The organism is Nocardia sp. CA-135398, assembly GCF_050955845.1.
In the GTDB taxonomy this organism is placed as follows: domain Bacteria; phylum Actinomycetota; class Actinomycetes; order Mycobacteriales; family Mycobacteriaceae; genus Nocardia.
This window is the reverse complement of the sequence record NZ_CP192084.1, coordinates 5,162,724-5,184,689: the sequence shown is the minus strand read 5'-3', so window position 1 is coordinate 5,184,689 and position 21,966 is coordinate 5,162,724. Positions and strand designations below refer to the sequence as shown.

Genomic DNA, 21,966 nt, shown 5'->3' with positions numbered 1-21,966 from the left:
CGCCGGTCACCACGGCGAGCATCGCATGGCGATGGCAGCCGACGGAGCTTGCGTAGCCGGCGGGTGGGTGAGCACAGCGGTGTCGTGTGCGTTCAGTTCGCGACAAAGTCACGAAAACTTCATGCTCGGCCGGCAACACTGGGGGCGTGTTGGGCGAAACAACTATGGAAGACCTCGGACGGGGCCGTGCCGTCCGGGTACGAAGGACAGGGGTGGACCCAGTGAAATCGAGTGTCGAGTCGGTCGGTTCGTGGTGGCGGATCCGCAATGTGCTCATGGTGATCGGTGATGCCGTCGGCGTATTCGTGCTGATCGCGGTGATCGCCGCACTCGGTTCGCATGGCCTCGATCTGAATCTGTTCGTCGGCTGAGCTCAGTCGGCCACCGCGTCGGCGAAGGTTTCGTCCGGAGACTCACCGGTCGCACTGTCCGGCCAGCCCGGATACGCCGGTGGTGTGCCGCCGAATGCGGGGCACAGACTCTTGTAGCTGCAATGTCCGCACAGCCAGCTGGTGCTCGGCAGGAACTCACCGGTCCGCCCCGCCGCCAGAATGGCCTGCCACAGCGCCGAGAGGGTGCGTTCGAAGCGCAGCAGTTCGCCCTCGTCCGGGGCATAGGTGAGGATCTGTTCGTCGGCCAGGTAGATAAGCCGCAATTGGGTGGGCAAGATCTTGCGGGTTCGGAGCACGACCAAGGCGTAGAACTTCAGCTGGAACAGTGCCTTGGTCTCCTGGGCGAGTCCGGGGGCGCGGCCCGTCTTGTAATCGACGACGCGCAGCTCACCGGTCGGCGCGACATCGATGCGGTCGACGAACCCGCGCAACAGCACACCATCGTCGAGTTCGACCTCCACCCGCGACTCACACGACTCCGGATCGAACCGGGTCGGATCCTCCAACCGGTAGTACGTCTCGACGAACGCGCGCACCTCGCCGAGAAAGCCCGCCAGTCCGTCCGCTGCGACCACTTCGGCGATCTCGGGCCTATCGGCGAGCACCCGCGCCCATGCGGGCTCGACGAGCCCGGCAGCGCGTTCGAACCGGCGTTCCCCGGCAGGCAGGCCGTACAGATCCTCCAGCACCGCGTGCACCACAGTGCCGCGCACCGCGATCCGCGTCGGCGGCTCCGGAATCCGATCGATCGCCCGGAATCGGTATTTCAGCGGGCACTGTTTGAAATCCATTGCCCGCGAGGGCGACAGCGCCGGACGCGGGCGATCGGATGCGACCTGCTGCGCGGTGTCGGCAGGGGGCGTGGTTACCGGCGGATGCATACCTGGCAGGCTATCCGGGCGCACCGACACGCCGGTGTCGCACAGCAACGACGACCAGCGAACGGAGATACATGACGGCCAGACGGACCGGGCCATTCACCATCGGGGACCGGGTACAGCTGACCGATGCCAAGGGGCGCCTCTACACGGTGGTGCTGGAACCGGGCAAGGAGTTCCACACGCATCGCGGCGGTATCAAACACGACAACCTGATCGGCGCCGATGAGGGCAGTGTCGTGCAATCCACCAATGGCACACCGTATTTGGCATTGCGGCCGTTGCTGGTCGATTACGTGCTCTCCATGCCGCGTGGCGCGGCGGTCATCTACCCCAAGGACGCGGCCCAGATCGTGCACGAGGGCGATATGTTCCCTGGCGCGCGCGTACTGGAGGCCGGTGCTGGTTCGGGTGCGTTGACTTGTTCGCTGCTGCGCGCGGTCGGCCCGCAGGGCCAGGTGGTCTCCTATGAGATCCGCGAGGACCACGCCGAACACGCGATCCGCAATGTGGAGACCTTCTTCGGCGAGCGACCGGACAACTGGTCGATCACCGTCGCCGATGTCGCCGACTACGACGGCGCGCCGGTCGATCGCGTCGTCCTGGACATGCTCGCGCCGTGGGATGCGCTACCCGCCGTGTCCAAGGCGCTGGTTCCCGGCGGTGTGCTGATCGTCTATGTGGCGACCGTCACACAATTGTCCAAGGTGGTCGAGGCGCTGCGCGAGCAGGAGTGCTGGACCGAACCGCGCTCGTGGGAATCGATGGTGCGCGGCTGGCATGTGGTGGGTCTGGCGGTGCGGCCCGAACATCGCATGCAGGGCCACACCGCCTTCCTGGTCAGCGCGCGGCGCCTCGCCGAGGGCACGGTCACCCCGAAGCCGCAGCGTCGACCGTCGAAGGGCTGACTCAGGCCGGCACGCAGGGCGCCTGCGCGAAACCGAGCATCAGGCAGCCGCTGGTATCCGAGAGCTTCCACATGCCGTCGACATATTCCCAGGTCAGCGGCATGGCGGGGGCGGTGCCGTGCGGTGAGGTGATGGTCACCTGGGCGGTCGCGGAATTGCCGCTGGTGGTGATATCGGCGACCGCGTAGGTGAGCTTGCCGTAGCCGCCGAGCGCCCGGTTCATCTGGTCGATATTGGCGGTGCGCTTCTCGCCGTCGACGATCAGTTCGGTCTTCTCGGAGGTGGGTTTCGCCGGGTCGGAAAGGGCATCCAGCACGCCGGTGAGCGTTTCGACGGTGGGTGCGGCGGCACTGCCGTGGTCGCCGTGACCTGCGGCGCTGGTCGTCGCGGCGGCGGAAGTGGTACTCGTGGCCTTGGCATCGGACTTATCGTCGGAGCCACAGCCGGTGAGACCGACGGTAGCGGCCATCGCCGCCGCGGCGATAACCACGGACATACGCAGCGTCCTGGCGGGAAGGAGCATCGTCAGCAACCTTTCGGTACGGTCGGCGAAGCGGGTCGCCGTTGCCTGGTTAGGGCAGGCTAACATGGTGGATCCGCCGTCGACCGCAGCCCAGATGTGATCACGACGAAACCATGTCGGAAAGCGAGAACGGTTCGCGCCCGGTAGCGTTAATAGACCGGGACTGGGAGGAGCAGCACATGAGCCCCATCGAGAATTCGGATTCGGCGGCCTGGAGAGAGCTCGAGGCGGTACGCGCCGAAGCGGCTGCACTCCGAAGGCAACTCGCCGATTCGCCGGATCGCGCACGGGAATTGGAAGCCCGCATCGATTCGCTGACCATTCGCAACACCAAGCTGATGGACACCCTCAAGGAGGCGCGCCAGCAGTTGGTTGCCTTGCGCGAGGAGGTCGATCGGCTGGGTCAGCCACCGAGCGGGTACGGAATTCTGATCGGTGTGTACGAGGATCAGACGGTCGACGTGTTCACTTCGGGCCGCAAGATGCGCTTGACGTGTTCACCCAATATCGACACCTCGACCCTCGAATACGGTCAGACCGTCCGTCTCAACGAGGCGCTCACGGTCGTGGAGGCCGGAATCTTCGACGCCGTCGGTGAGATCGGTACCTTGCGCGAGATCCTCGACGACGGACGCCGGGCGCTGGTCGTCGGACATGCCGACGAGGAGCGCGTGGTCTGGTTGGCGGGTCCGCTGGCCAAGGTCGCCGAGGTCGATGATCTCGACGATCCCGATTCGCCGATCCGCAAGCTGCGGCCGGGTGATTCGCTGCTCGTGGACACCAAGGCCGGTTTCGCCTTCGAGCGGATTCCCAAGGCCGAGGTCGAGGATCTCGTACTCGAGGAAGTCCCCGATGTCGACTACAGCGATATCGGTGGTCTCGGTCGGCAGATCGAGCAGATCCGCGATGCGGTGGAATTGCCGTTCCTGCACAAGGATCTGTTCCGCGAATACGCGCTGCGCCCGCCCAAGGGTGTGCTGCTCTACGGTCCGCCTGGTTGCGGTAAGACGTTGATCGCCAAGGCCGTCGCCAACTCGCTGGCGAAGAAGATCGCCGAGGCGCGCGGTGAGGATGCCAAGGAAGCCAAGTCGTTCTTCCTGAACATCAAGGGTCCCGAACTGCTGAACAAGTTCGTGGGTGAGACCGAGCGTCACATCCGGATCATCTTCCAGCGGGCACGGGAGAAGGCGTCCGAGGGCACGCCGGTGATCGTGTTCTTCGACGAGATGGATTCGATCTTCCGAACCCGTGGTTCGGGCGTTTCCTCCGATGTGGAGACCACGGTCGTGCCGCAGTTGCTCTCGGAGATCGACGGTGTCGAGGGCCTGGAGAATGTCATCGTGATCGGTGCTTCCAACCGCGAGGACATGATCGACCCCGCGATCCTGCGGCCCGGACGTCTCGATGTGAAGATCAAGATCGAGCGCCCGGACGCCGAATCGGCGCAGGACATCTTCTCGAAGTACCTGACCGAGCACCTGCCGCTGCATGCCGACGATCTCGAAGAGTTCGGCGGCGACAAGAGCCTGTGCATTCGCGCGATGATCGAGCGGGTCGTCGACCGGATGTACGCAGAGAGCGAGGACAACCGCTTCCTGGAGGTCACCTACGCCAACGGTGACAAGGAAGTCCTGTACTTCAAGGACTTCAACTCCGGCGCCATGATCCAGAACATCGTGGACCGCTCCAAGAAGTACGCCATCAAGGCCGTCCTCGACACCGGTAACCCGGGTCTGCGCATCCAGCATCTCTACGATTCGATCGTGGACGAGTTCTCCGAGAACGAGGACCTGCCCAACACCACGAATCCCGATGACTGGGCCCGCATCTCGGGTAAGAAGGGCGAGCGGATCGTCTACATCCGCACCTTGGTCACCGGCAAGAACGCCAGTGCCAGCCGCGCCATCGACACCGAGTCGAATACAGGTCAGTACCTGTAGGTTTCGAAACCGAGGGCCGTGCTTCCATCCGGGAGCGCGGCCCTTCGGCGTATCTCGGGTCATCCTCGTGGGCTAGGTGGGGTCGTTCTCGGGGTTGATGCCGCCGTTTGGGCGGTCGGGTTAAAATTTGGCCATGCGGCCAGAAAATGAGACGAGTGGTCGGCAGCGGTCGTTCATCGAGGAGGCGCGGCGGCGGCAGATCATTGCCTCGGCGGTGGAGGTGATTTCCGAGGCGGGGTACGGGCGGGCTTCGCTGGCGCGGATCGCCAAGCATGCCGGGATCTCCAAGGGAGTCATCTCGTATCACTTCGCGGGCAAGGACGAGCTGATGGAGCAGCTGGTGATCCAGCTGTATGTGTCCGGCGGCGAGCACATCGCGCCCGCGGTGATGGCGGCGGACGGGGCGCGGAATCAGTTGCTCGCCTATATCGGGGCGAATCTGGGATTCATCGATGCGAACAAGAAGTATGTCGCGGCGCTGACCGATGTGGTGCTGAATCTGCGTGATGCGGATGGCAAGCCGCGATTCGCCTCGGCGGAGGGAGAACAGGAGATCATCCAACCGCTCATCGACATCATGCGCGAAGGGCAGCGCATCGGCGAATTCGGCGAATTCGATCCGATGATCATGGCCAAGTCGATCCGGGATGCCATCGATGGTGCGGCCGGGCGGGCGATTCGGGAGAAAGACTTCGATATGACGACGTACTCGGCACATGTGTGCCGACTATTCGATTTGGCGACCCGGAAGGGGGCACGTGATGACCACCGTAGTGGAAAGTAAAGTGCGGCAGGAGGATAACGCCGAGACGACACCGCCGTTCGCGTGGCTCGGTGTGGGCGCGATCGCCCTGGTCTCGGCGATCATGCTGTTCGCATCGCTGGGACGGTACGGATACTTCGGTGACGAACTGTATTTCCTGTCGGCCGGGCGTCGACTCGGATTCGGCTATGCCGATCAGGGTCCGCTGCTGCCCGCTATCGCCCGGCTGATGGATGTGCTGGCACCGGGATCGCTTGTCGCACTGCGTATTCCGGCCGCGCTGGTGACCGTTGTCGCGGTGCTGATCAGCTCCCAGATCGCGCGGGAGTTCGGCGGTTCGCGGACCGCGCAGGTATTGAGCGCGGCAGCGTATGCGACCTCGCCGTTCCTGCTCGTGCAGGGAACCCAGTTGGCCACCAATACGATTGATACAGCGTTGTGGGTGGTGATCAGCTGGCTGCTCATCCGGTGGGTGCGCACCCGCCACGACAGTCTGTTGCTGTCGGCCGCGCTGGTCACGGCGCTGGATATGCAGGTGAAGTGGCTGATTCCGTTCTTCTGGATCGCGGTCGCCATCGGGGTGGCGATCTATGGTCCTCGCGAGCTGTTGCGGCGGCCGGGGTTGTGGGTGGGCGCGGGTTTCGTCGTCCTGGTCATGCTGCCGACGCTGATCTGGCAGGCCGAACACGACTGGCCGCAGCTGCGCTTGGGTGCGGTGGTCGCGGCGGAGCAGGCGACGATCGGTGGCCGCTACACCTGGCTGCCACTGGCGTTGATCGCGGCCGGGTTGTTCGGTGGTGTGCTGCTGGTGGTGGGTATCTGGGCGCTGTTCCGCTCGGAGACGTTGCGGCCGTACCGATTCCTCGCACCGCTGCCACTGCTGCTGGCCGTGGCATTCATCGCGACGAACGGTCGTCCCTACTATGCGGCCGGATGCTATGCGGCGATCATGGCGGCAGGCGCGGTGCGCTGGACCGAGTACACCGGACGATGGCGAATCTATGCCACTGTCCCACTGGTCGCGATTTCGGTGGCGATCGCGGCGTTCACGATGCCGTGGCAATCCGAGTCGTCCATCGATCCGGTCGATAGTCAGGCCGAGGCCGGTATCGAAATCGGCCTGTACGGCAAGTTCGGCTGGCCCGACCTACGCGAGGCGACCGCCGACGCCTACCAGGCTCTCCCACCGGGTGAGCGTGCGAACGCGGTAATCGTCACCGATTCCTATTGGCAGGCAAGTGCTTTGGATGTCGACCGGAATCGCTTCGGCCTGCCCGCCGTCTACAGCCCCAACCGCGGCTTCGGATACTTCGGCACCCCACCGGATTCCGCGACAACGGTGCTGTGGGTCGGCAATGCCGAGGACGAAATGCGCGCCACCTGTAGCGCATTGACCCCGATCGGCCGCGTCGATGCCCGCCTCGGCTACCCGGACGTCACCCGCAATGTCACCATCTGGCGCTGCACTCCACGTCAGGCCTGGTCGCAGGTCTGGCCCGACCTGCTTCGCCTCGACTGACCAGCCGTATTGTCCGATTCGTTCAAGACATTCGAACACCGCCCGCGTCGACTGAACCACGGCCGGGGCCCAAGCCGGCCCCGGCCGAGGTTCGAGGATCGGTATGACGCGGGCTAACCGAGTTCGGCGAGTTGGGGTACCGCCGGTGCCATGCCCTCGATCCACGCCGCCGGCGATCCGGTGGTCGGGATAATGATCACGGTGTGCACGCCGAGCTTGGCGTAATCGGCCATCTGGCGGACGAATTCGTCGCGATTATCCGGATTCGGGCGCGGGTTGTTGGCCATGATGGTGATGCGGATATCGTCGAAATCGCGCCCGACATCGTCGCAATGGCGGCGCAGGACGTCGATCTTGTGGCCGACAGCCTCTGGGGCGGAACCGAAGAGGTTGCAGGCGTCGCCGTACTGCGCGACCAATCGCAGCGTCTTGCGTTCGCCACCACCGCCGATGAGCACCTTGGGCCGGTTGATCGGCTGCGGCGAGCACAACGTCTCGGCCAACTGGTAGTGCTTGCCGTCGAAGGGACCGTTGTTCTGCGGGTCCCACATCTGCTGGCAGATGCGCAACGTCTCCTCCAGCCGCTCGAACCGCTCGGCGATCGGCGGGAACTGCACACCGAGTCCGCGATGCTCGCGCTCGAACCATGCGGCGCCGAGGCCGAGCACGGCCCGGCCGCCCGAGAGGACATCGAGGGTGGTGACGATCTTGGCGAGCAGGCCGGGATGCCGGTAGGTGACGCCGGTGACGAGCAGACCGAGATTGATGCGGGAGGTGTGCGCGGCCAGATAGCCGAGGGTGGTGTAGCCCTCCAACATATTGGCCTCGGCCGGAAGTCCGGTCGGCTCGATCTGGAAGTAGTGGTCCATGAACGACAGCCAGGTCGCACCGGATGCCTCCGCCGCGGCGCCGACCCTGGCCAGCTCACCGGCAATGGCGGTGGTGCCGCCGTCGATGTCGAATATCGGTAGGTGAAAACCGAGTTCCATGAAGTGATCCCCTGGTACTAGACGATTTACCCAGCCAACGCTATGACCTGGAGTGCACTCCAAGTCAAGTCTTGTGACGGTGAAGTGGTGCCCCCGCGAGAGTTTCGGGTATTGATGGGATGACCACGGTAGCGCCCGGACCGCCGCCGCGGCAGCGGAAGAAAGGCGATGACGCTGACACACTCGAACATCAACCGCCGTTCGTTGTTCGCCGCGGCGGCGTTGCTGCCATTGGCTGGATGCGCGACCGGCGAAGGTGGTTCACCTCCCGCTTCTATCGCTCCCACCCAGGACCATGTTCATCTGACCGAGCTGGAACAAAAGTTCGCCGCACGCCTCGGCGTGTACGCCTTGGCCACCGGAACGGGCACGACTATCGCTTATCGCGCGGATGAGCGCTTTGCGTTCTGCTCGACCTTCAAGGGGCTGGCCGCGGCAGCGGTCCTGCAGCGTAATCCCTTGTCGCACTTGGATGACACCGTCACCTACACGGAGGCTGATCTGTTGCGGAATGCCGCGATCACCCCGCAACATGTGGCATCGGGCATGACGATCCGCGAGCTGTGCGACGCCGCCGTCCGCTACAGCGACGGCACTGCGGGCAATCTGTTGCTCCGCGATATCGGCGGACCGGGCGAACTCACGGCCTACGCGCGAAGCCTCGGCGACACGATCACTCGAATGGATCGAATCGAACCCGCGATCACCGAAGCCACGCCAGGTGACCCCCGAGACACCACTTCGCCGAGGGCGCTCGGCACCGACTATCAGAAGATCGTGCTCGGCGACGCGCTACCGGACGATAAGCGCGCCTTTCTGCGGGGTCTCCTAGAACGCAATGCCACCGGCGCTGGCGCCCAGCGCATTCGGGCCGGAGTACCATGGGGGTGGACCGTCGCCGACAAGACCGGGACGGGCGACTACGGCACGCTCAACGACATAGCGATCGTATGGCCGCCGAACGCTGCTCCGCTCGTCATCGCGATCATGTCCAGCAAATTCACCAGGGACGCCGAGTACAACCAGGCCCTCATTGCCGAGGCCGCGGCGTACGTCGTCGCCACGCTCGGCTGAGCGGAGGTGGCGGTGTCGTCATGGACGACGCCGCCACCGGCTCATGTCGATCAGCCCTGAGCGGTGGTGACCGCGTTCAGCACGACATCGGCGTTCGGCCGACCGTCTTCGCCGCCAGCGGCGCCCGCGTTGGCGACCCGCTGCAGGACGTCGAGACCGTCGGTGATCTTGCCGAACGGGGTGTAGTTCGGCGGCAGCTGCGAATCCTTGTAGACCAGGAAGAACTGGCTGCCGTTGGTGTCGGGACCGGCATTGGCCATGGCGACCGTTCCGGCCGGATAGGTGGCGCCGTCCAGGTTCTCGTTCGGGAACTGGTAGCCGGGCCCGCCCGTGCCGGTGGCGGTGGGATCACCGCACTGCAGGACGAAGATGCCCGCGGTGGTCAAGCGATGGCACTGGGTGTGGTCGAAATACCTCTGCCCGGCGAGGAATACGAAGGAGTTCACCGTGCGCGGTGCGCGGGCGGCCTCCAGGGCGATATTGACTGTGCCGCAGGTGGTTTCCAGCTGCGCGGTGTACTTCGCGCCCGTATCGATCGCCATCGCGGGCTCGCTGGCCCACTGCTTGCTCTCGGGTTTGGCCGAATCGGGGGCCACGCATCCGGCGACCGGGGTGCCCGGATCCGCCGAGACCCCGCCCGCGGCGAAGATCGCGAGGGTGGTGCCGACGGCGAGTACACCGAGGCCCCGTAGCAGGGCGGTCCCGACTTTGCGATGCTGCCTGATGGGCTGATGGTGGTCGAACCGCCGTGCCTGCACTTCGCTGCTCACCGGTCGAGGTCTCCTTCTGTTGGGTGTCGCATCGGGTGATGCTGAGCGGATCATTCCATCTCGACGCTTCCGGCGGAACGAGATGCGTATTGCGACTGTGTGGCAATGGAAATCCGCCGATCTGGGGCGAGTGGTCGATTAGCATGGCTGCGACGGAGGCGCATCTGATCGGCTGACCGGCTCGGCACGCATCGACGCTGTCGGTGACGTCGCCTCCACGGGAGGTGTAACAGCTTGTCCGGACACGTATTCGGGGTTCTTCGCTGGTCTACCGCGGTGGCCTGTGTGGCCGCACTGGTGGGGGGATGCACGGCGAGCACCGAGACGAAATCGACCTCGCGAACGGGTGCCTGGCCACCGAACGATGACCGTGGCACCTGCGCGGTCGACAAGCAGGCCGACGTTCCGGCGACGATGCGCGACGGCACGGTGTTGCGCGCCGACGTATACCGTCCGCAGACCAGCGATCCGGTGCCGGTGATCCTGATGCGCACCCAATACGGCAAGGCCGCCGCACAGATTCAGCCCTCGCGCTATCGCACACCCGACTGGTTCGCCTCGCACTGCTATCTGGTGGTCATCCAGGACATTCGCGGTATCGGCAGCTCCGACGGCACATTCAGCGAATTCGGCAATGACACCCACGACGGTTACGACACCGTGGAATGGGCCGCGCAACTGCCCGGTTCGAACGGCAAGGTGGGCATGTACGGCTCGTCGTATGTCGGTGCGACACAATGGCTGTCCGCCATCGAGACACCGCCGCACCTGACCACGATCGTGCCCGCGAATACCGCCTCCGACTACTACGACGGCTGGACCTATGAGGGCGGCGCCTTCCGGCTCGGTTTCGTCGAGCCATGGGCCATGGGCACCATCGGCGCGGAATCCGCCGAACGCCGGGACGACAAGGCCACCGCCAACCAGCTGCGCACGGATCTGCAGAACATCACTTCGTGGCTGAATTACCGTCCCTACAAAGACTTTCCACCGCTACAGCCGAACAATCCGGCCGTCGCGCCGTGGTACTTCGACTGGATCCGCAACTCGACGCGCAACGATTACTGGAAGCAGTGGAGCATCCGCGACCGCTACCCGAGTGTGCGGGTGCCGGTGCTCGATATCGAGGGCTGGTACGACGCATTTCTCGCGGGCGGCATCGAGAACTTCACCGGCATGGTCGAACGCGGCGCCGCACCGGCACGGCAGAACCAACGATTGGTGATCGGTCCCTGGGACCACCTCGGCTGGGGACGGCCCACCTCGATGATCGCGCCCCGGCTCGAGCAGCTCGGTCCGGTCGGTGACAGCCCGATCAACGAGCTGATGCTGGCCTGGTTCGACCACTTCCTCAAAGGCACGGATAACGGCGTCGCGGGCAAACCCCGTGTCGACTACTACCTGATGGGTGCCAATCGATGGAAGTCGGCACCGAATTGGCCACTGCCGCAGACGCAATGGAAGGAATACTTCTTCGCCGACAGCGGTGCCAACGGTATTGCCGGTCGGGTCGGCAAACTCGTCGATCACGCACCGAGCGGTCCGGCCGCCGTCGACCGGTATGTCTACGATCCGGCCGCACCCGCGCCGAGTATCGGCGGACATTCGTGTTGTTCGGTCGGATCGGGTCCGCAGGGACCGTTCGACCAGACCGCGGTCGAGCAGCGTTCGGATGTGCTCACCTACAGCACCGACCCACTCGGCGCCGATACCGAGGTGACCGGCCCGATAACCGTGAAATTGTGGGCCTCGTCCACCGCGCCGGATACCGACTTCGTCGCGCGACTCGAGGTCGTCGCACCCGACGGATCGGCCGTCAACCTCAACAATGGCATCGTCCGCGCCGCCTTCCGGGATTCGCTGTCGGATCCGAGCCCCTTGGTGCCCGGCCAGCCCTATCCGTTCACCATCAAGATCTGGCCGACCAGCTACCAATTCAAGGCGGGCGATCGAATCCGGGTGGCCGTCAGCAGCAGTGACTATCCGCAGTACGCGCCGAATCCGAATACCGGCGAACCCTTCGGCGAGAGCGCCCGCACGCAGCCCGCGACACAGACGATCTACAAGGATGCCGAGCACCCGTCATCGGTGATCGTGCCCGTCATCCCGGCAGGTGACGAGGGCTCCGCCAGCTTCGATATCGAGCCGGGCTCCTAAGCGCGACGAACGCGACGATAGGTGGGGGCCGCGGTGGTCGCGGCGGCGAGCTCACCGGTGAGCCAGTCCAGCTCGCCGTCGGCAATCGCGGCGACCGTGATGCGCAGGTGGTCGCCCTGCGGGTGATCTTCGACCTCGAAGGGACGACCGGGTGCGGCCTTGATACCCGCGGCGGCCAGCGAGATCATGGCCGCGTTCTCGTCGGCGACCGGGAGCCACAGATTGATGCCGTCACCGCGGGCGACGGTAACGCCCTTGCGCGCCAGTGCGCGGCGGAGTTCGGTTGAGCGCCTGCGGTATTCGGTGCGGGCGGTGGCGACGGTGCGCACGGCGGTGTCGTCGTCGAGCATGGTGAGCAGCAGGCGCTGCAGCAGTCGGCTGGTCCAGCCCGGGCCGAGCATGCGCCGTTCGATCATCGGATCGAGCAGCTCGGCGGGGCCGCCGACCACCGCCAAGCGCAGGTCCGCGCCGTGCGATTTGGAGTAGGAGCGGATGTGGACCGTTCGGCTGGGCAGGCGCGAGCCGAGGGAGCGCAGGGTGGCGGCGGCGATGCCTGCGGAATGGTCGTCCTCGATGACGAGAGTGTCTGTGCCGATGAGGATTTCGGCCAGCTCGCGGGTGCGAGCGGGGGTGAGCGAGACGCCCGTCGGATTCTGTGCCCGCGGCTGCATGATCAGCGCTGCGGCACCACGTGCCCGCTCGAGATCTTCTGGCAGTAAACCGGATCCATCCATGCGGACCGGAACAGGTCGAGCGCCGATCCGGGCGAGCAGATCGAGAAACGGTGGGAAGCAAGGATCTTCGACGGCCACCGCATCGCCGAGCCGGACATGTGCGGCGAGCAACCGATCGATGGCATCCAGCGCTCCGTCGACGACCGCGAGCCGTTCCGCGCGAAAGGGCCAATCGGTGCGCACCTTGGCGGCCAATTCCGGCAGCACGGCCTCGCCGAGATAGTCCGCCGCGAGATCGTTGCCGCGACCGTGCTCGGAGATCGTGCGCAAGGCGGCGACCAGATCCGGCAGGAGCCGTGGATCGGGGGTGCCCCGGGACAGATCGATGCGGAACGCGCTGTCCGAGGGTGGGTGCAGGCGCTGATAGCGGCCCGTCGGCGGGGTCGCGCGGGTGGCGGTGCGCTCGCCGACGAAGGTTCCGGCACGACCCCGCGACACGATCGCGCCGGTGGCGGCCAGCGCACGCCAAGCCTGGTTGACGGTCGCGGGGGACACCCGCAACTCGCGGGCGACTTCACGAACGGTCGGCAGCCGCGATCCGGGTTCGATTGCTCCGGAACGAATCCGGCGGCTCACCGCGGCCGCGATCCCGGCTGGGGTGCGATCTTCGAGATCCGCGTTGAACAGCCCGGACCCGGCCGTGACAGGTGCGGGCGCGGTGTCTCGCAGGTCGTCTGCGGGCACCTGCGGCGCGGTCGTCGGGTCGAAGTTCACAGCGTCATTCTGCGTCGGGCACAGCGCCGGAACGAGGACCGGCCCCAAGGTTTACGGCTACGAAACTGTTTCCGCAATCTTGTAACACAACCGAATTGGATCTCGGTGAAGTATAACAAAGCATGGGAATCGTTCGAGCGGCGCTCGTCCAGACCAACTGGACGGGTGATAAAGAGTCCATGATCAAGGCGCACGAGGACTACGCACGCCAGGCCGCCGCACAGGGCGCCAAGGTGATCTGCTTCCAGGAGTTGTTCTACGGCCCGTACTTCTGCCAGTTGCAGGACACCAAGTTCTACGACTACGCGGAATCGGTGCCCGGTCCGACGACGGAGCGATTCGCCGCCCTGGCAAAGGAATTGGGTTTGGTGATGGTCCTGCCGGTATACGAGCAGGAACAGCCGGGGCTGCTCTACAACACCGCGGCGGTCATCGATGCGGACGGCAGTTACCTCGGCAAATACCGCAAACACCACATTCCGCACGTCAGCGGATTCTGGGAGAAGTTCTACTTCCGGCCCGGAAATGTGGGCTGGCCGGTCTTCGATACCGCGGTCGGCAAGGTCGGCGTCTACATCTGTTACGACCGGCATTTCCCGGAGGGCTGGCGCGCCCTCGGCCTGGCGGGCGCGGAAATCGTCTTCAACCCGTCCGCGACCTCGCGCGGTCTGTCCGGTTACCTGTGGAAGCTGGAGCAACCGGCGTCCGCGGTCGCCAACGAATACTTCATCGGCGCCATCAACCGGGTCGGTATCGAGGAATACGGCGATGACGATTTCTACGGAACCAGCTATTTCGTGGATCCGGAAGGTAAATTCGTCGGAGACGTCGCCTCGGACATCGATCCCGAACTGGTGATCCGTGACCTCGATATGGATCTGATCAAGGTGGTGCGCGACCGCTGGGCGTTCTATCGCGATCGCCGACCCGACGCCTACGGACCGATGGTGGCTCCTTGAGGCTGGTGATATCGATATGACGAAGACATTCATTCACGGCGGCACGGTGGTCTCGGCGACCGGATCGCAATTGCTCGATGTGCTCGTCGACGGCGAGACCATTGTCGCCGTCCTACAACCCGGCGCCACCGCATTGGGCGCGGATCTCGCCGAGTCCGCCGATGTGGTCATCGACGCGACCGGCAAATATGTGATTCCCGGCGGCGTGGACGGCCACACCCATATGCAGCTGCCCTTCGGCGGCACCGAAGCCTCGGATACCTTCGAGACCGGCACCCGTGCGGCCGCCTGGGGCGGCACCACGACCATTGTCGACTTCGCGGTGCAGAAGCCCGGTGAGCGGGTACAGGACACCCTCGGCCTGTGGCATGAGAAGGCCGCGGGCAACTGTGCGATCGACTATGGCTTCCACCAGATCATCGGCGAGGTGAACGACGAATCCCTCAAGGGGATGAGCGAATTGGTGGCCGAGGGCGTCACCAGCTTCAAATTGTTCATGGCCTATCCGGGTGTCTTCTACTCCGATGACGGCCAGATCCTGCGGGCCATGCAAGCCGCGGGCGATCTCGGCGCGCTGCTGATGATGCACGCGGAGAACGGCATCGCCATCGATGTGCTGGTCGAACAGGCACTGGCCCGCGGTGAGACCTCGCCCTACCACCACGGCGTCACCCGGCCGTGGCAGATGGAGGAGGAGGCCACCCATCGCGCGATCATGTTGGCGCAGTTGACGAATGCGCCGCTGTATGTCGTGCACGTCTCGGCCAAGCAGGCGATGGAGCAGATCGCCGCCGCACGGGGCAACGGGCAGAACGTCTTCGGTGAGACCTGTCCGCAGTACCTGTACCTCTCGCTCGAAGAGCATTTGGGCGCACCGGGTTTCGAGGGGGCGAAGTGGGTGTGCTCGACGCCGCTGCGGTCGAGGGCAGAGGGACATCAGGACGAGCTGTGGCGCTTTATCCGCACCGGTGATGTCACCTCGGTCAGCACGGACCACTGTCCGTTCTGCATGAAGGATCAGAAAGAGTTGGGGCTCGGCGATTTCAGCAAGATTCCGAATGGGATCGGCGGCGTCGAACATCGGATGGATCTGATGTTCCAGGGCGTCAAGAACGGGCTGATATCGCTGGAGCGCTGGGTCGAGGTCTGCTGCACCACCCCGGCGCGCATGTTCGGCATGTATCCGCGCAAGGGCGTCATCAGTCCGGGCGCCGACGCCGACATCGTCATCTATGACCCGAACGGGCACACCAGCATCGGGTTCGGCAAGACCCATCACATGAATATGGATCACTCGGCCTGGGAGGGATTCGAGATCGACGGACACGTCGACACGGTGCTCTCGCGCGGCCGGGTGATCGTCGACGACGGTGCGTATCTGGGCAGTGCCGGTCACGGCCGGTTCATCGCGCGCGAGCTGTCGCAGAACTTGATTTGACCTGATCTGACCGGAATGGAGAGTGCCGCATGGATATCGGTGTGGTGCTGCAATGCACACCCCCCGCATCGCGGGTGGTCGAACTGGCCAGACAGGCGGAAACACACGGCTTTTCGCATGTGTGGACCTTCGATTCGCACCTGCTGTGGCAGGAGCCCTATGTCATATACAGCCAAATTCTCGCCGCCACCCGCAAGATCGTCGTCGGGCCGATGGTCACCAATCCGGCGACCAGGGACTGGACGGTAACCGCGTCGACCTTCGCGACGCTCAACGATATGTTCGGCAACCGCACCATCTGCGGTATCGGCCGCGGCGATTCCGCCGTGCGCACCCTCGGCGGCAAACCGACCACCTTGGCGACACTGCGCGAATCCATCGAGGTGATCAGGGAGCTCGGCAATGGCCGCAGTGCCCGCCTCGGCGATACCGTGGTGCGCTTCCCGTGGGCGAGCGCCTCCCGGCTCGAAGTGTGGGTGGCCGGGTACGGTCCACGCGCACTCGATCTGACCGGGGAGGTCGCCGACGGATTCATCCTGCAACTCGCCGACCCGGATATCACCGCGTGGACCATCGCCAGGGTGCGGGCGGCCGCCGAGAAGGCGGGGCGCGCACCCGGATCGGTGAAAATCTGTGTGGCGGCTCCGGCTTATGTCACCGACGGCTCCGATGCCGCGACCGCACATGCCAGGGAACAGTGCCGCTGGTTCGGTGGCATGGTCGGCAATCACGTCGCCGATATCGTGGCGAAATACGGTACCGACGGTGATATACCGGCCGCGCTCACCGACTACATCGCGGGCCGTCAGGGCTACGACTACAACGAGCACGGCCGCGCGGGCAATACGCACGCCGAATTCGTGCCGGATGCGATCGTGGACCGCTTCTGCCTGATCGGTACGCCCGACGAGCAGCTTGTCCGGCTGCACGAACTGGAGAAGCTCGGCGTCGACCAGTTCGCGGTCTACCTCCAGCACGACGCCAAGACGGCCACGCTGGAGGCATACGGGGAGTCGGTGCTGCCGCGGTTGGCGCATCCGGTCACGGCGACGGCGGGTGCCGAGTGATCGCCACGGTGGCGGCGGCGCTCGCGCTCGCGGCGGCCTGCTGTGAGCTGGTCGGGAGGCGTCTCGCGGAGTCCGAGGCGGAGCCGGTTCCGGTGTCGGCGGGTGATCGATGAGAGCGGGAGTGTTGCGGGCGCGGCAGGTCGGCTACGCGGCCGGTGTGTTGGTGCTGGTGGTCGCGGTGTGGGAGCTCGTCAAGTATTTCGTACCCGAGCACGGGGCCAGTATCGGTGACACCCGGATTTTGCCGCGCACGAGTGATGCGGCGCTGCCGCATGTTTGGTCGGTCATCACCGTGCTCGGTGACAAGGACGGCACAAGCACCGTCGGCGCGACACTGCTGCGCACAGCCGGATTTACTTTCGGACTTGCCCTGCTGGCATTGGCGATCGGCACCGTCGTCGGCGTGGCGCTCGCGGTGGTGATGCAGCGCTTCGCCTTCGTCGAGCGCGGATTGCTGCCCTATATCGTTGTCTCGCAGACGGTTCCGCTGATTGCCTTGGCGCCGCTCGTTGCCGGATGGGGCGGCAAGATCGTCATCGCCGGGCAGCCGTGGCAGCCGTGGATGAGTATCGCGGTCATCGCGTCGTATCTGGCCTTCTTCCCGGTCGCGGTCGGAATGTTGCGCGGCTTGCAGGCGCCGTCGAAGGCATCGGTGGAATTGCTGCACAGCTACTCGGCCAATTGGTGGGAGACATTGGTGCACTTGCGCTTTCCCGCCGCGGTGCCGCATTTTCTGCCTGCCTTGCGTCTGGCCGCGGCGGCATCGGTGATCGGTGCGGTGGTCGCGGAGATCTCGACCGGCACCGCGGGTGGTATCGGCCGCCAGATCATCGTCTTTTCCCAGCAGGCCACCGGCGATGCGGCCCGGCTCTACGCGGCCGTTCTCGCCGCGGCATTGCTCGGTGTCGCCGTGACCGCCGTCGTCGGCCTGGCCGAAGTGGCACTGCGTCGTTACAGCCGTCCCGCCGGGGCGCGCGGTTCGTCAGGAGGTACCCGTTGACCGGGAAAGTGGAATCGGCCACCACGGACACCGACGAGCGGATCGAGGCAACTGATCCGGCTCCCGTCGGGGACAAGCCCGAAGACGTCGCGGCGGTCGAACTCATGGAGGTCGGCAAGATCTTCGACGCGGGCTCGGTGACCGCACTGTCGGATGTGACTCTGAAAGTCCTTGCCGGGGAGTTCGTTTCGCTGATCGGCCCGTCGGGCTGCGGCAAATCCACCTTGTTGCGGATCATCGCCGATCTGGAACGGCCGAGCAGCGGCAGCGTGACCGTACACGGCAAGTCCGCCAGGCAGGCCAGAGTCGATCAGGACTATGGCATCGCCTTCCAACAGGCGGGACTCCTTGACTGGCGGTCTGTACAGGCAAACGTCGAATTACCGCTGGAGTTACACAAGGTTCCGAAGGCCGAAAGACGCGCTCGCAGTGCCGAACTGCTCGACATGGCCGGTCTCACCGATTTCGCGCGCCGCTATCCAGCGGAACTGTCCGGCGGCATGCAACAGCGCGTGGCGATCGCCAGAGCATTGGCACGCAAACCCTCGCTGCTGCTCATGGACGAACCGTTCGGCGCGCTGGACGAGATGACCCGCGAACGCATGCAGGGCGAGTTGTTGCGCATCGCCGCGGAGACCGGTGCCGCGGTGGTTTTCGTGACGCACTCCATTCCGGAGGCGGTGTTCCTGTCCGACCGCGTGGTGGTCATGTCGCCGCGGCCCGGCCGCATCACCGAGATCGTGCCGACCGGCGGCTGGGGTCGCGAGGCGGGGGTCAGCGGTGACGATATCCGTTCCAGCGAGGCCTTTTTCGAGGCCGTCGCCGCGGTCCGCACCGCGCTGCGCGGCGGACACGAGACCGCGGACATCATCGTGGCGGGACCGGAGCTGCGATGAAGACGTGGCTACCACCGGTGGTATTCGGCGTCGGCGGATTGGCGCTGTGGCAGGTGCTGACCGTCGCCGCGGGTGTGCCGTCTTTCCTGCTGCCCGCACCGACCGCGATCGCGAAACAGTTCACCGAGAACTTCGATCGCATTGTCGATGCCGCCACCGCGACCGGTACGAACGCCCTGATCGGCCTGCTGATCGGTGCTGTCCTCGGCATTGTGGCGGCCATGGTCGCGGTGCGGTTCCGACTGGTCGAGGGGCTGTTGACGCCGCTGGCCGCCGCGGCCGCCGCGGTGCCGATCGTCGCGCTCGCCCCGCTGCTGAATTCGATGTACTCGACCACCACCGACACCCCACGCCGGATGGTCGTTGCCATCGTGGTGTTCTTCCCGATGTTCGTCAGCACCGCCCGTGGCCTGCGTCAGGTGCCACAGGTGCACGCCGATCTGATGACCTCGTATGCGGCGGGCGGCTGGCAGGTCACCCGCACGGTGCGACTGCCCGCGGCACTGCCCTACCTGTTCACCGGTCTGCGCATCGCGGCGCCGGGCGCGGTGATCGCGGCCATTATCGCCGAGTATTTCGGCGGCCTGCAGAACGGCCTCGGCAGCCGAATCACCTCCGCAGCGGCGAATACGGCTTATCCGCGCGCGTGGGCCTATGTGGTCGGCGCAATGATCGTCGGCCTGCTCTTCCTCGCCGTCGTCCTGATTCTCGAACTACTGACCCGCCGACCCCGGACCATCCTGATCCGCGACATTTTTGGGAGATCGAAATGAGAACTGCTACAGGGCGTTTACGCGCTTGTCTCGCGCTGGCGGCGTTGGCGGCGGCCGCGCTGACCGGCTGCAGCACCACCGACAACGGCTCCGGAACCACCGCGGACGGCCTGACCAAGGTCCGCCTGCAGTTGCAGTGGTTCAAACAGGGGCAGTTCGCCGGTTATCTGGCCGCCGTGGACCAGGGCTTCTACAAGGAGCAGGGACTGTCCGTCGAAATCCTCGATGGCGGAACCGATATCGTGCCGCAGACGGTACTGGCCCAGGGGCAGGCCGACTACGCTATCGCCTGGGTTCCGAAGGCGCTGGCGTCCCGTGAGGCCGGGGCGGGTATCACCGATGTGGCGCAGGTGTTCCAGCGCTCGGGCACAAAGCAAGTCTCGTTCAAGTCCGACAACATCACCGGCCCGGCCGCACTGCGCGGTAAGACCGTCGGAAACTGGGGCTACGGCAATGAATTCGAGCTGTTCGCGGGCATGACCAAGGCCGGTATCGACCCGTCGCGGGATGTCAAGCTGGTCCAGCAGCAGTTCGATATGAACGCCTTCCTCGCCAAGGACATCACGGCCGCCCAGGCCATGTCCTACAACGAATACGCCCAGCTGCTGGAGACGAAGAATCCGGCCACCGGAAAGCTCTACACCGCAGACGATTTCGCCACCATCGACTGGAACGACGAGGGCGTGGCCATGCTGCAGGATGCGATCTGGGCGAATTCGGAGAAGCTGAAGGATGCGAAATATCAGGACCAGACCGTGAAATTCATCGCGGCCTCGCTGAAGGGTTGGGCGTTCTGCCGCGACAATGTCGACAAATGCCGCGATATCACCGTCGCCGCGGGCAGCACGCTCGGCGCCAGCCATCAGCAGTGGCAGATCAACGAGGTCAACAAGCTGATCTGGCCCTCGCCCAACGGTATCGGCATGATCGACAAGTCGGCATGGGACCGCACCGTGAAGATCGCCAAGGAGACCAAGAACCAGGAGGGGGTCACGGTGCTGAAGCAGGATCCCGATGCGGGCGCGTTCAGCAACGAATACGTCACGAAGGCGCTGGACCTACTGAAATCCGGTGGAACCGACGTCACCGGAACGGGATTCGCACCGCAGCAGGTGACACTGACCGAAGGCGGTAAATAGGTGGTCGATCACGTCTTCTATCCATGGAGCGCCCAGGCGACCCTGAATCCGGTGCCGATCGTCGGTGCGTCGGGCTCGTGGTTCTGGGAGGAGAGCGGCAAACGGTACCTCGACTTCTCCTCTCAACTGGTGAATGTCAATATCGGCCACCAGCATCCGGATATCGTCGCGGCCATTATCGATCAGGCACAGAAACTCGCGACCATCTCGCCGACTGTCGGCAACGAGGCGCGCAGCGAACTGGCCAGGTTGATCGTGGAACGCGCGCCGGGCGAGCTGAACCGGATTCTGTTCACCACCGGCGGTGCGGAGGCTGTCGAACATGCGGTGCGGCTGGCGCGCAGCTATACCGGCCGCACCAAGATGCTCGCCGCCTATCGCTCCTATCACGGCGGGACCGGCGTCGCGATCGGGCTCACCGGTGAGCCGCGCCGCTGGGGTGCCGAGCCGACCAATGTCGACGTCGTCCGCTTCTTCGGGCCGTATCCCTACCGATCACCCTGGGGCTCCGGCACTCCCGAGGAAGAGACGACAGCGGCGCTGCGACACCTGCGCCAGGTCATCGAATTGGAAGGACCGCAACACATTGCGGGCCTGATCCTGGAGACGGTGGTCGGCACCAATGGTGTGCTCGTGCCGCCGCCGGGCTATCTGGCCGGTGTCCGGGAACTGTGCGACGAATTCGGCATCGTCTACATTGCCGATGAGGTGATGGTCGGATTCGGTCGGGTCGGTGAGTGGTTCGCGGTCCAGGCCTTCGATGTCGCACCCGATATCATCACCTTCGCCAAGGGCGTGAACTCCGGCTATGTTCCGCTCGGCGGCGTACTGATGGCCGAGCGGATCGCACAACGCTACGACAACACGGTGTATCCCGGCGGACTCACCTATGCCGGACATCCCCTCGCCTGTGCCGCGGGCATCGCCTCGATCAATGTCTTCGAACGCGATGGCATTCTCGACCATGTGCGGACCGTCGGCGCGGACGTACTCGGAAAAGGTTTGGCGGAGTTGGCGTCTCGGCATCCGAGCGTCGGCGAGGCGCGCGGGCTCGGCTTCTTCTGGGCACTGGAGTTGGTGCGCGATCCACACACCCGCGAGCCACTGATCCCGTTCGCGGCCGCGGGTCCCGCCGCCGAACCGATGAACCGGGTCACCGCTGCCGCCAAGGAGCGCGGGCTGTGGCCGTTCAATGCGGGCAACCGCTTCCAGATCGCGCCGCCGCTGACCACCTCGGCCGACGAACTGCGCACAGGGCTGGAGATCGTCGACGAGGTGTTGGAGGTCGCCGACGAATACGTGGGGTGAATCGCCCGCTGGCTGGCGGGGCAGA

20 protein-coding genes are annotated in these 21,966 nt (G+C 65.1%); 15 read left to right on the top strand and 5 right to left on the bottom strand.

Annotation, left to right across the window (positions count from 1 at the left end; translation table 11 throughout):
* Positions 1 to 221: 221 nt before the first annotated feature.
* Entirely contained in the window at positions 222 to 371 is a 150-nt protein-coding gene (locus tag ACQP1T_RS22465; protein WP_433755005.1) for a hypothetical protein, read from the top strand.
* A gap of 2 nt (positions 372 to 373) precedes the next feature.
* Here ACQP1T_RS22465 and ACQP1T_RS22460 read toward each other — a convergent pair whose 3' ends face one another.
* Complete coding sequence (locus ACQP1T_RS22460; protein ID WP_433755004.1) at positions 374 to 1,273, bottom strand: RecB family exonuclease; 900 nt, start codon at positions 1,271 to 1,273, stop codon at positions 374 to 376.
* Positions 1,274 to 1,344: 71 nt separating this feature from the next.
* On the opposite strand from ACQP1T_RS22460, the gene ACQP1T_RS22455 reads away from it, so the two are divergent.
* Positions 1,345 to 2,178 (top strand): tRNA (adenine-N1)-methyltransferase, encoded by an 834-nt coding sequence (locus ACQP1T_RS22455; RefSeq protein WP_433755003.1) that lies wholly within the window; start codon positions 1,345 to 1,347, stop codon positions 2,176 to 2,178.
* A 1-nt stretch (position 2,179) separates the two neighbouring features.
* Here ACQP1T_RS22455 and ACQP1T_RS22450 read toward each other — a convergent pair whose 3' ends face one another.
* Positions 2,180 to 2,674: a hypothetical protein gene (locus ACQP1T_RS22450; RefSeq protein WP_433755002.1), complete on the bottom strand. Its 495-nt coding sequence runs from the start codon at positions 2,672 to 2,674 to the stop codon at positions 2,180 to 2,182.
* A gap of 206 nt (positions 2,675 to 2,880) precedes the next feature.
* Here ACQP1T_RS22450 and arc point away from each other — a divergent pair, with 206 nt between their 5' ends.
* The 3 genes from arc (at position 2,881) to ACQP1T_RS22435 (ending at position 6,923) form a co-directional block, all read left to right on the top strand.
* Positions 2,881 to 4,641 (top strand): proteasome ATPase, encoded by a 1,761-nt coding sequence (gene arc / locus ACQP1T_RS22445; protein ID WP_433755001.1) that lies wholly within the window; start codon positions 2,881 to 2,883, stop codon positions 4,639 to 4,641.
* 133 nt (positions 4,642 to 4,774) lie between these two features.
* Complete coding sequence (locus tag ACQP1T_RS22440; protein WP_433755000.1) at positions 4,775 to 5,425, top strand: TetR/AcrR family transcriptional regulator; 651 nt, start codon at positions 4,775 to 4,777, stop codon at positions 5,423 to 5,425.
* Positions 5,403 to 6,923 carry an ArnT family glycosyltransferase gene (locus tag ACQP1T_RS22435; RefSeq protein WP_433754999.1) on the top strand — a complete coding sequence of 507 codons (1,521 nt, stop codon included), beginning with the start codon at positions 5,403 to 5,405 and terminating at the stop codon, positions 6,921 to 6,923. The genes ACQP1T_RS22440 and ACQP1T_RS22435 overlap by 23 nt, the downstream gene beginning before the upstream one ends.
* Before the next feature lie 113 nt (positions 6,924 to 7,036).
* On the opposite strand, the gene ACQP1T_RS22430 is transcribed toward ACQP1T_RS22435, so the two are convergent.
* Positions 7,037 to 7,912 (bottom strand): LLM class F420-dependent oxidoreductase, encoded by an 876-nt coding sequence (locus ACQP1T_RS22430; protein ID WP_433754998.1) that lies wholly within the window; start codon positions 7,910 to 7,912, stop codon positions 7,037 to 7,039.
* A 168-nt stretch (positions 7,913 to 8,080) separates the two neighbouring features.
* On the opposite strand from ACQP1T_RS22430, the gene bla reads away from it, so the two are divergent.
* Complete coding sequence (gene bla / locus ACQP1T_RS22425; protein WP_433754997.1) at positions 8,081 to 8,986, top strand: class A beta-lactamase; 906 nt, start codon at positions 8,081 to 8,083, stop codon at positions 8,984 to 8,986.
* A 50-nt stretch (positions 8,987 to 9,036) separates the two neighbouring features.
* On the opposite strand, the gene ACQP1T_RS22420 is transcribed toward bla, so the two are convergent.
* Positions 9,037 to 9,756 (bottom strand): peptidylprolyl isomerase, encoded by a 720-nt coding sequence (locus ACQP1T_RS22420; RefSeq protein WP_433754996.1) that lies wholly within the window; start codon positions 9,754 to 9,756, stop codon positions 9,037 to 9,039.
* Positions 9,757 to 10,170: 414 nt separating this feature from the next.
* Between ACQP1T_RS22420 and ACQP1T_RS22415 the strand changes: the two genes are divergently transcribed.
* Entirely contained in the window at positions 10,171 to 11,913 is a 1,743-nt protein-coding gene (locus ACQP1T_RS22415) for a CocE/NonD family hydrolase (protein ID WP_433762312.1), read from the top strand.
* Here ACQP1T_RS22415 and ACQP1T_RS22410 read toward each other — a convergent pair.
* Positions 11,910 to 13,361: a PLP-dependent aminotransferase family protein gene (locus tag ACQP1T_RS22410; protein WP_433754995.1), complete on the bottom strand. Its 1,452-nt coding sequence runs from the start codon at positions 13,359 to 13,361 to the stop codon at positions 11,910 to 11,912. The two genes, ACQP1T_RS22415 and ACQP1T_RS22410, sit on opposite strands and share 4 nt — an antisense overlap.
* A gap of 122 nt (positions 13,362 to 13,483) precedes the next feature.
* Between ACQP1T_RS22410 and ACQP1T_RS22405 the strand changes: the two genes are divergently transcribed.
* The 8 genes from ACQP1T_RS22405 (at position 13,484) to ACQP1T_RS22370 (ending at position 21,941) form a co-directional block, all read left to right on the top strand.
* On the top strand, positions 13,484 to 14,320 hold the full coding sequence (locus ACQP1T_RS22405) for a nitrilase-related carbon-nitrogen hydrolase (RefSeq protein WP_433754994.1): 837 nt from the start codon (positions 13,484 to 13,486) through the stop codon (positions 14,318 to 14,320).
* A gap of 16 nt (positions 14,321 to 14,336) precedes the next feature.
* Positions 14,337 to 15,758 carry a dihydropyrimidinase gene (hydA, locus tag ACQP1T_RS22400; RefSeq protein ID WP_433754993.1) on the top strand — a complete coding sequence of 474 codons (1,422 nt, stop codon included), beginning with the start codon at positions 14,337 to 14,339 and terminating at the stop codon, positions 15,756 to 15,758.
* Between the two features lie 29 nt (positions 15,759 to 15,787).
* Positions 15,788 to 16,825, top strand: coding sequence for a TIGR03842 family LLM class F420-dependent oxidoreductase (locus ACQP1T_RS22395; RefSeq protein ID WP_433621384.1), 1,038 nt, complete (start codon positions 15,788 to 15,790; stop codon positions 16,823 to 16,825).
* Positions 16,826 to 16,934: 109 nt separating this feature from the next.
* The gene (locus ACQP1T_RS22390) at positions 16,935 to 17,825 is read left to right on the top strand and encodes an ABC transporter permease (protein WP_433754992.1); all 891 of its coding nucleotides are present in this window, start codon (positions 16,935 to 16,937) and stop codon (positions 17,823 to 17,825) included.
* The gene (locus ACQP1T_RS22385) at positions 17,822 to 18,721 is read left to right on the top strand and encodes an ABC transporter ATP-binding protein (RefSeq protein WP_433754991.1); all 900 of its coding nucleotides are present in this window, start codon (positions 17,822 to 17,824) and stop codon (positions 18,719 to 18,721) included. The genes ACQP1T_RS22390 and ACQP1T_RS22385 overlap by 4 nt, the downstream gene beginning before the upstream one ends.
* Positions 18,718 to 19,494, top strand: a complete 777-nt coding sequence (locus ACQP1T_RS22380) for an ABC transporter permease (protein ID WP_433754990.1) — start codon at positions 18,718 to 18,720, stop codon at positions 19,492 to 19,494. Before ACQP1T_RS22385 ends, ACQP1T_RS22380 begins: the two co-directional genes overlap by 4 nt.
* Entirely contained in the window at positions 19,491 to 20,633 is a 1,143-nt protein-coding gene (locus ACQP1T_RS22375; protein ID WP_433754989.1) for an ABC transporter substrate-binding protein, read from the top strand. The genes ACQP1T_RS22380 and ACQP1T_RS22375 overlap by 4 nt, the downstream gene beginning before the upstream one ends.
* Positions 20,634 to 21,941, top strand: coding sequence for an aspartate aminotransferase family protein (locus tag ACQP1T_RS22370; protein ID WP_433754988.1), 1,308 nt, complete (start codon positions 20,634 to 20,636; stop codon positions 21,939 to 21,941).
* Positions 21,942 to 21,966 lie beyond the last annotated feature (25 nt).

What these genes read in the sequence shown, in the direction of transcription:
- ACQP1T_RS22460 (WP_433755004.1), bottom strand. Translation starts at nt 1,273, where the DNA reads ATGCATCCGCCGGTAACCACGCCCCCTGCCGACACCGCGCAGCAGGTC.
- ACQP1T_RS22455 (WP_433755003.1), top strand. Translation starts at nt 1,345, where the DNA reads ATGACGGCCAGACGGACCGGGCCATTCACCATCGGGGACCGGGTACAG.
- ACQP1T_RS22450 (WP_433755002.1), bottom strand. Translation starts at nt 2,674, where the DNA reads ATGTCCGTGGTTATCGCCGCGGCGGCGATGGCCGCTACCGTCGGTCTC.
- arc (WP_433755001.1), top strand. Translation starts at nt 2,881, where the DNA reads ATGAGCCCCATCGAGAATTCGGATTCGGCGGCCTGGAGAGAGCTCGAG.
- ACQP1T_RS22440 (WP_433755000.1), top strand. Translation starts at nt 4,775, where the DNA reads ATGCGGCCAGAAAATGAGACGAGTGGTCGGCAGCGGTCGTTCATCGAG.
- ACQP1T_RS22435 (WP_433754999.1), top strand. Translation starts at nt 5,403, where the DNA reads ATGACCACCGTAGTGGAAAGTAAAGTGCGGCAGGAGGATAACGCCGAG.
- ACQP1T_RS22430 (WP_433754998.1), bottom strand. Translation starts at nt 7,912, where the DNA reads ATGGAACTCGGTTTTCACCTACCGATATTCGACATCGACGGCGGCACC.
- bla (WP_433754997.1), top strand. Translation starts at nt 8,081, where the DNA reads ATGACGCTGACACACTCGAACATCAACCGCCGTTCGTTGTTCGCCGCG.
- ACQP1T_RS22415 (WP_433762312.1), top strand. Translation starts at nt 10,171, where the DNA reads ATGCGCGACGGCACGGTGTTGCGCGCCGACGTATACCGTCCGCAGACC.
- ACQP1T_RS22405 (WP_433754994.1), top strand. Translation starts at nt 13,484, where the DNA reads ATGGGAATCGTTCGAGCGGCGCTCGTCCAGACCAACTGGACGGGTGAT.
- hydA (WP_433754993.1), top strand. Translation starts at nt 14,337, where the DNA reads ATGACGAAGACATTCATTCACGGCGGCACGGTGGTCTCGGCGACCGGA.
- ACQP1T_RS22395 (WP_433621384.1), top strand. Translation starts at nt 15,788, where the DNA reads ATGGATATCGGTGTGGTGCTGCAATGCACACCCCCCGCATCGCGGGTG.
- ACQP1T_RS22390 (WP_433754992.1), top strand. Translation starts at nt 16,935, where the DNA reads ATGAGAGCGGGAGTGTTGCGGGCGCGGCAGGTCGGCTACGCGGCCGGT.
- ACQP1T_RS22380 (WP_433754990.1), top strand. Translation starts at nt 18,718, where the DNA reads ATGAAGACGTGGCTACCACCGGTGGTATTCGGCGTCGGCGGATTGGCG.
- ACQP1T_RS22375 (WP_433754989.1), top strand. Translation starts at nt 19,491, where the DNA reads ATGAGAACTGCTACAGGGCGTTTACGCGCTTGTCTCGCGCTGGCGGCG.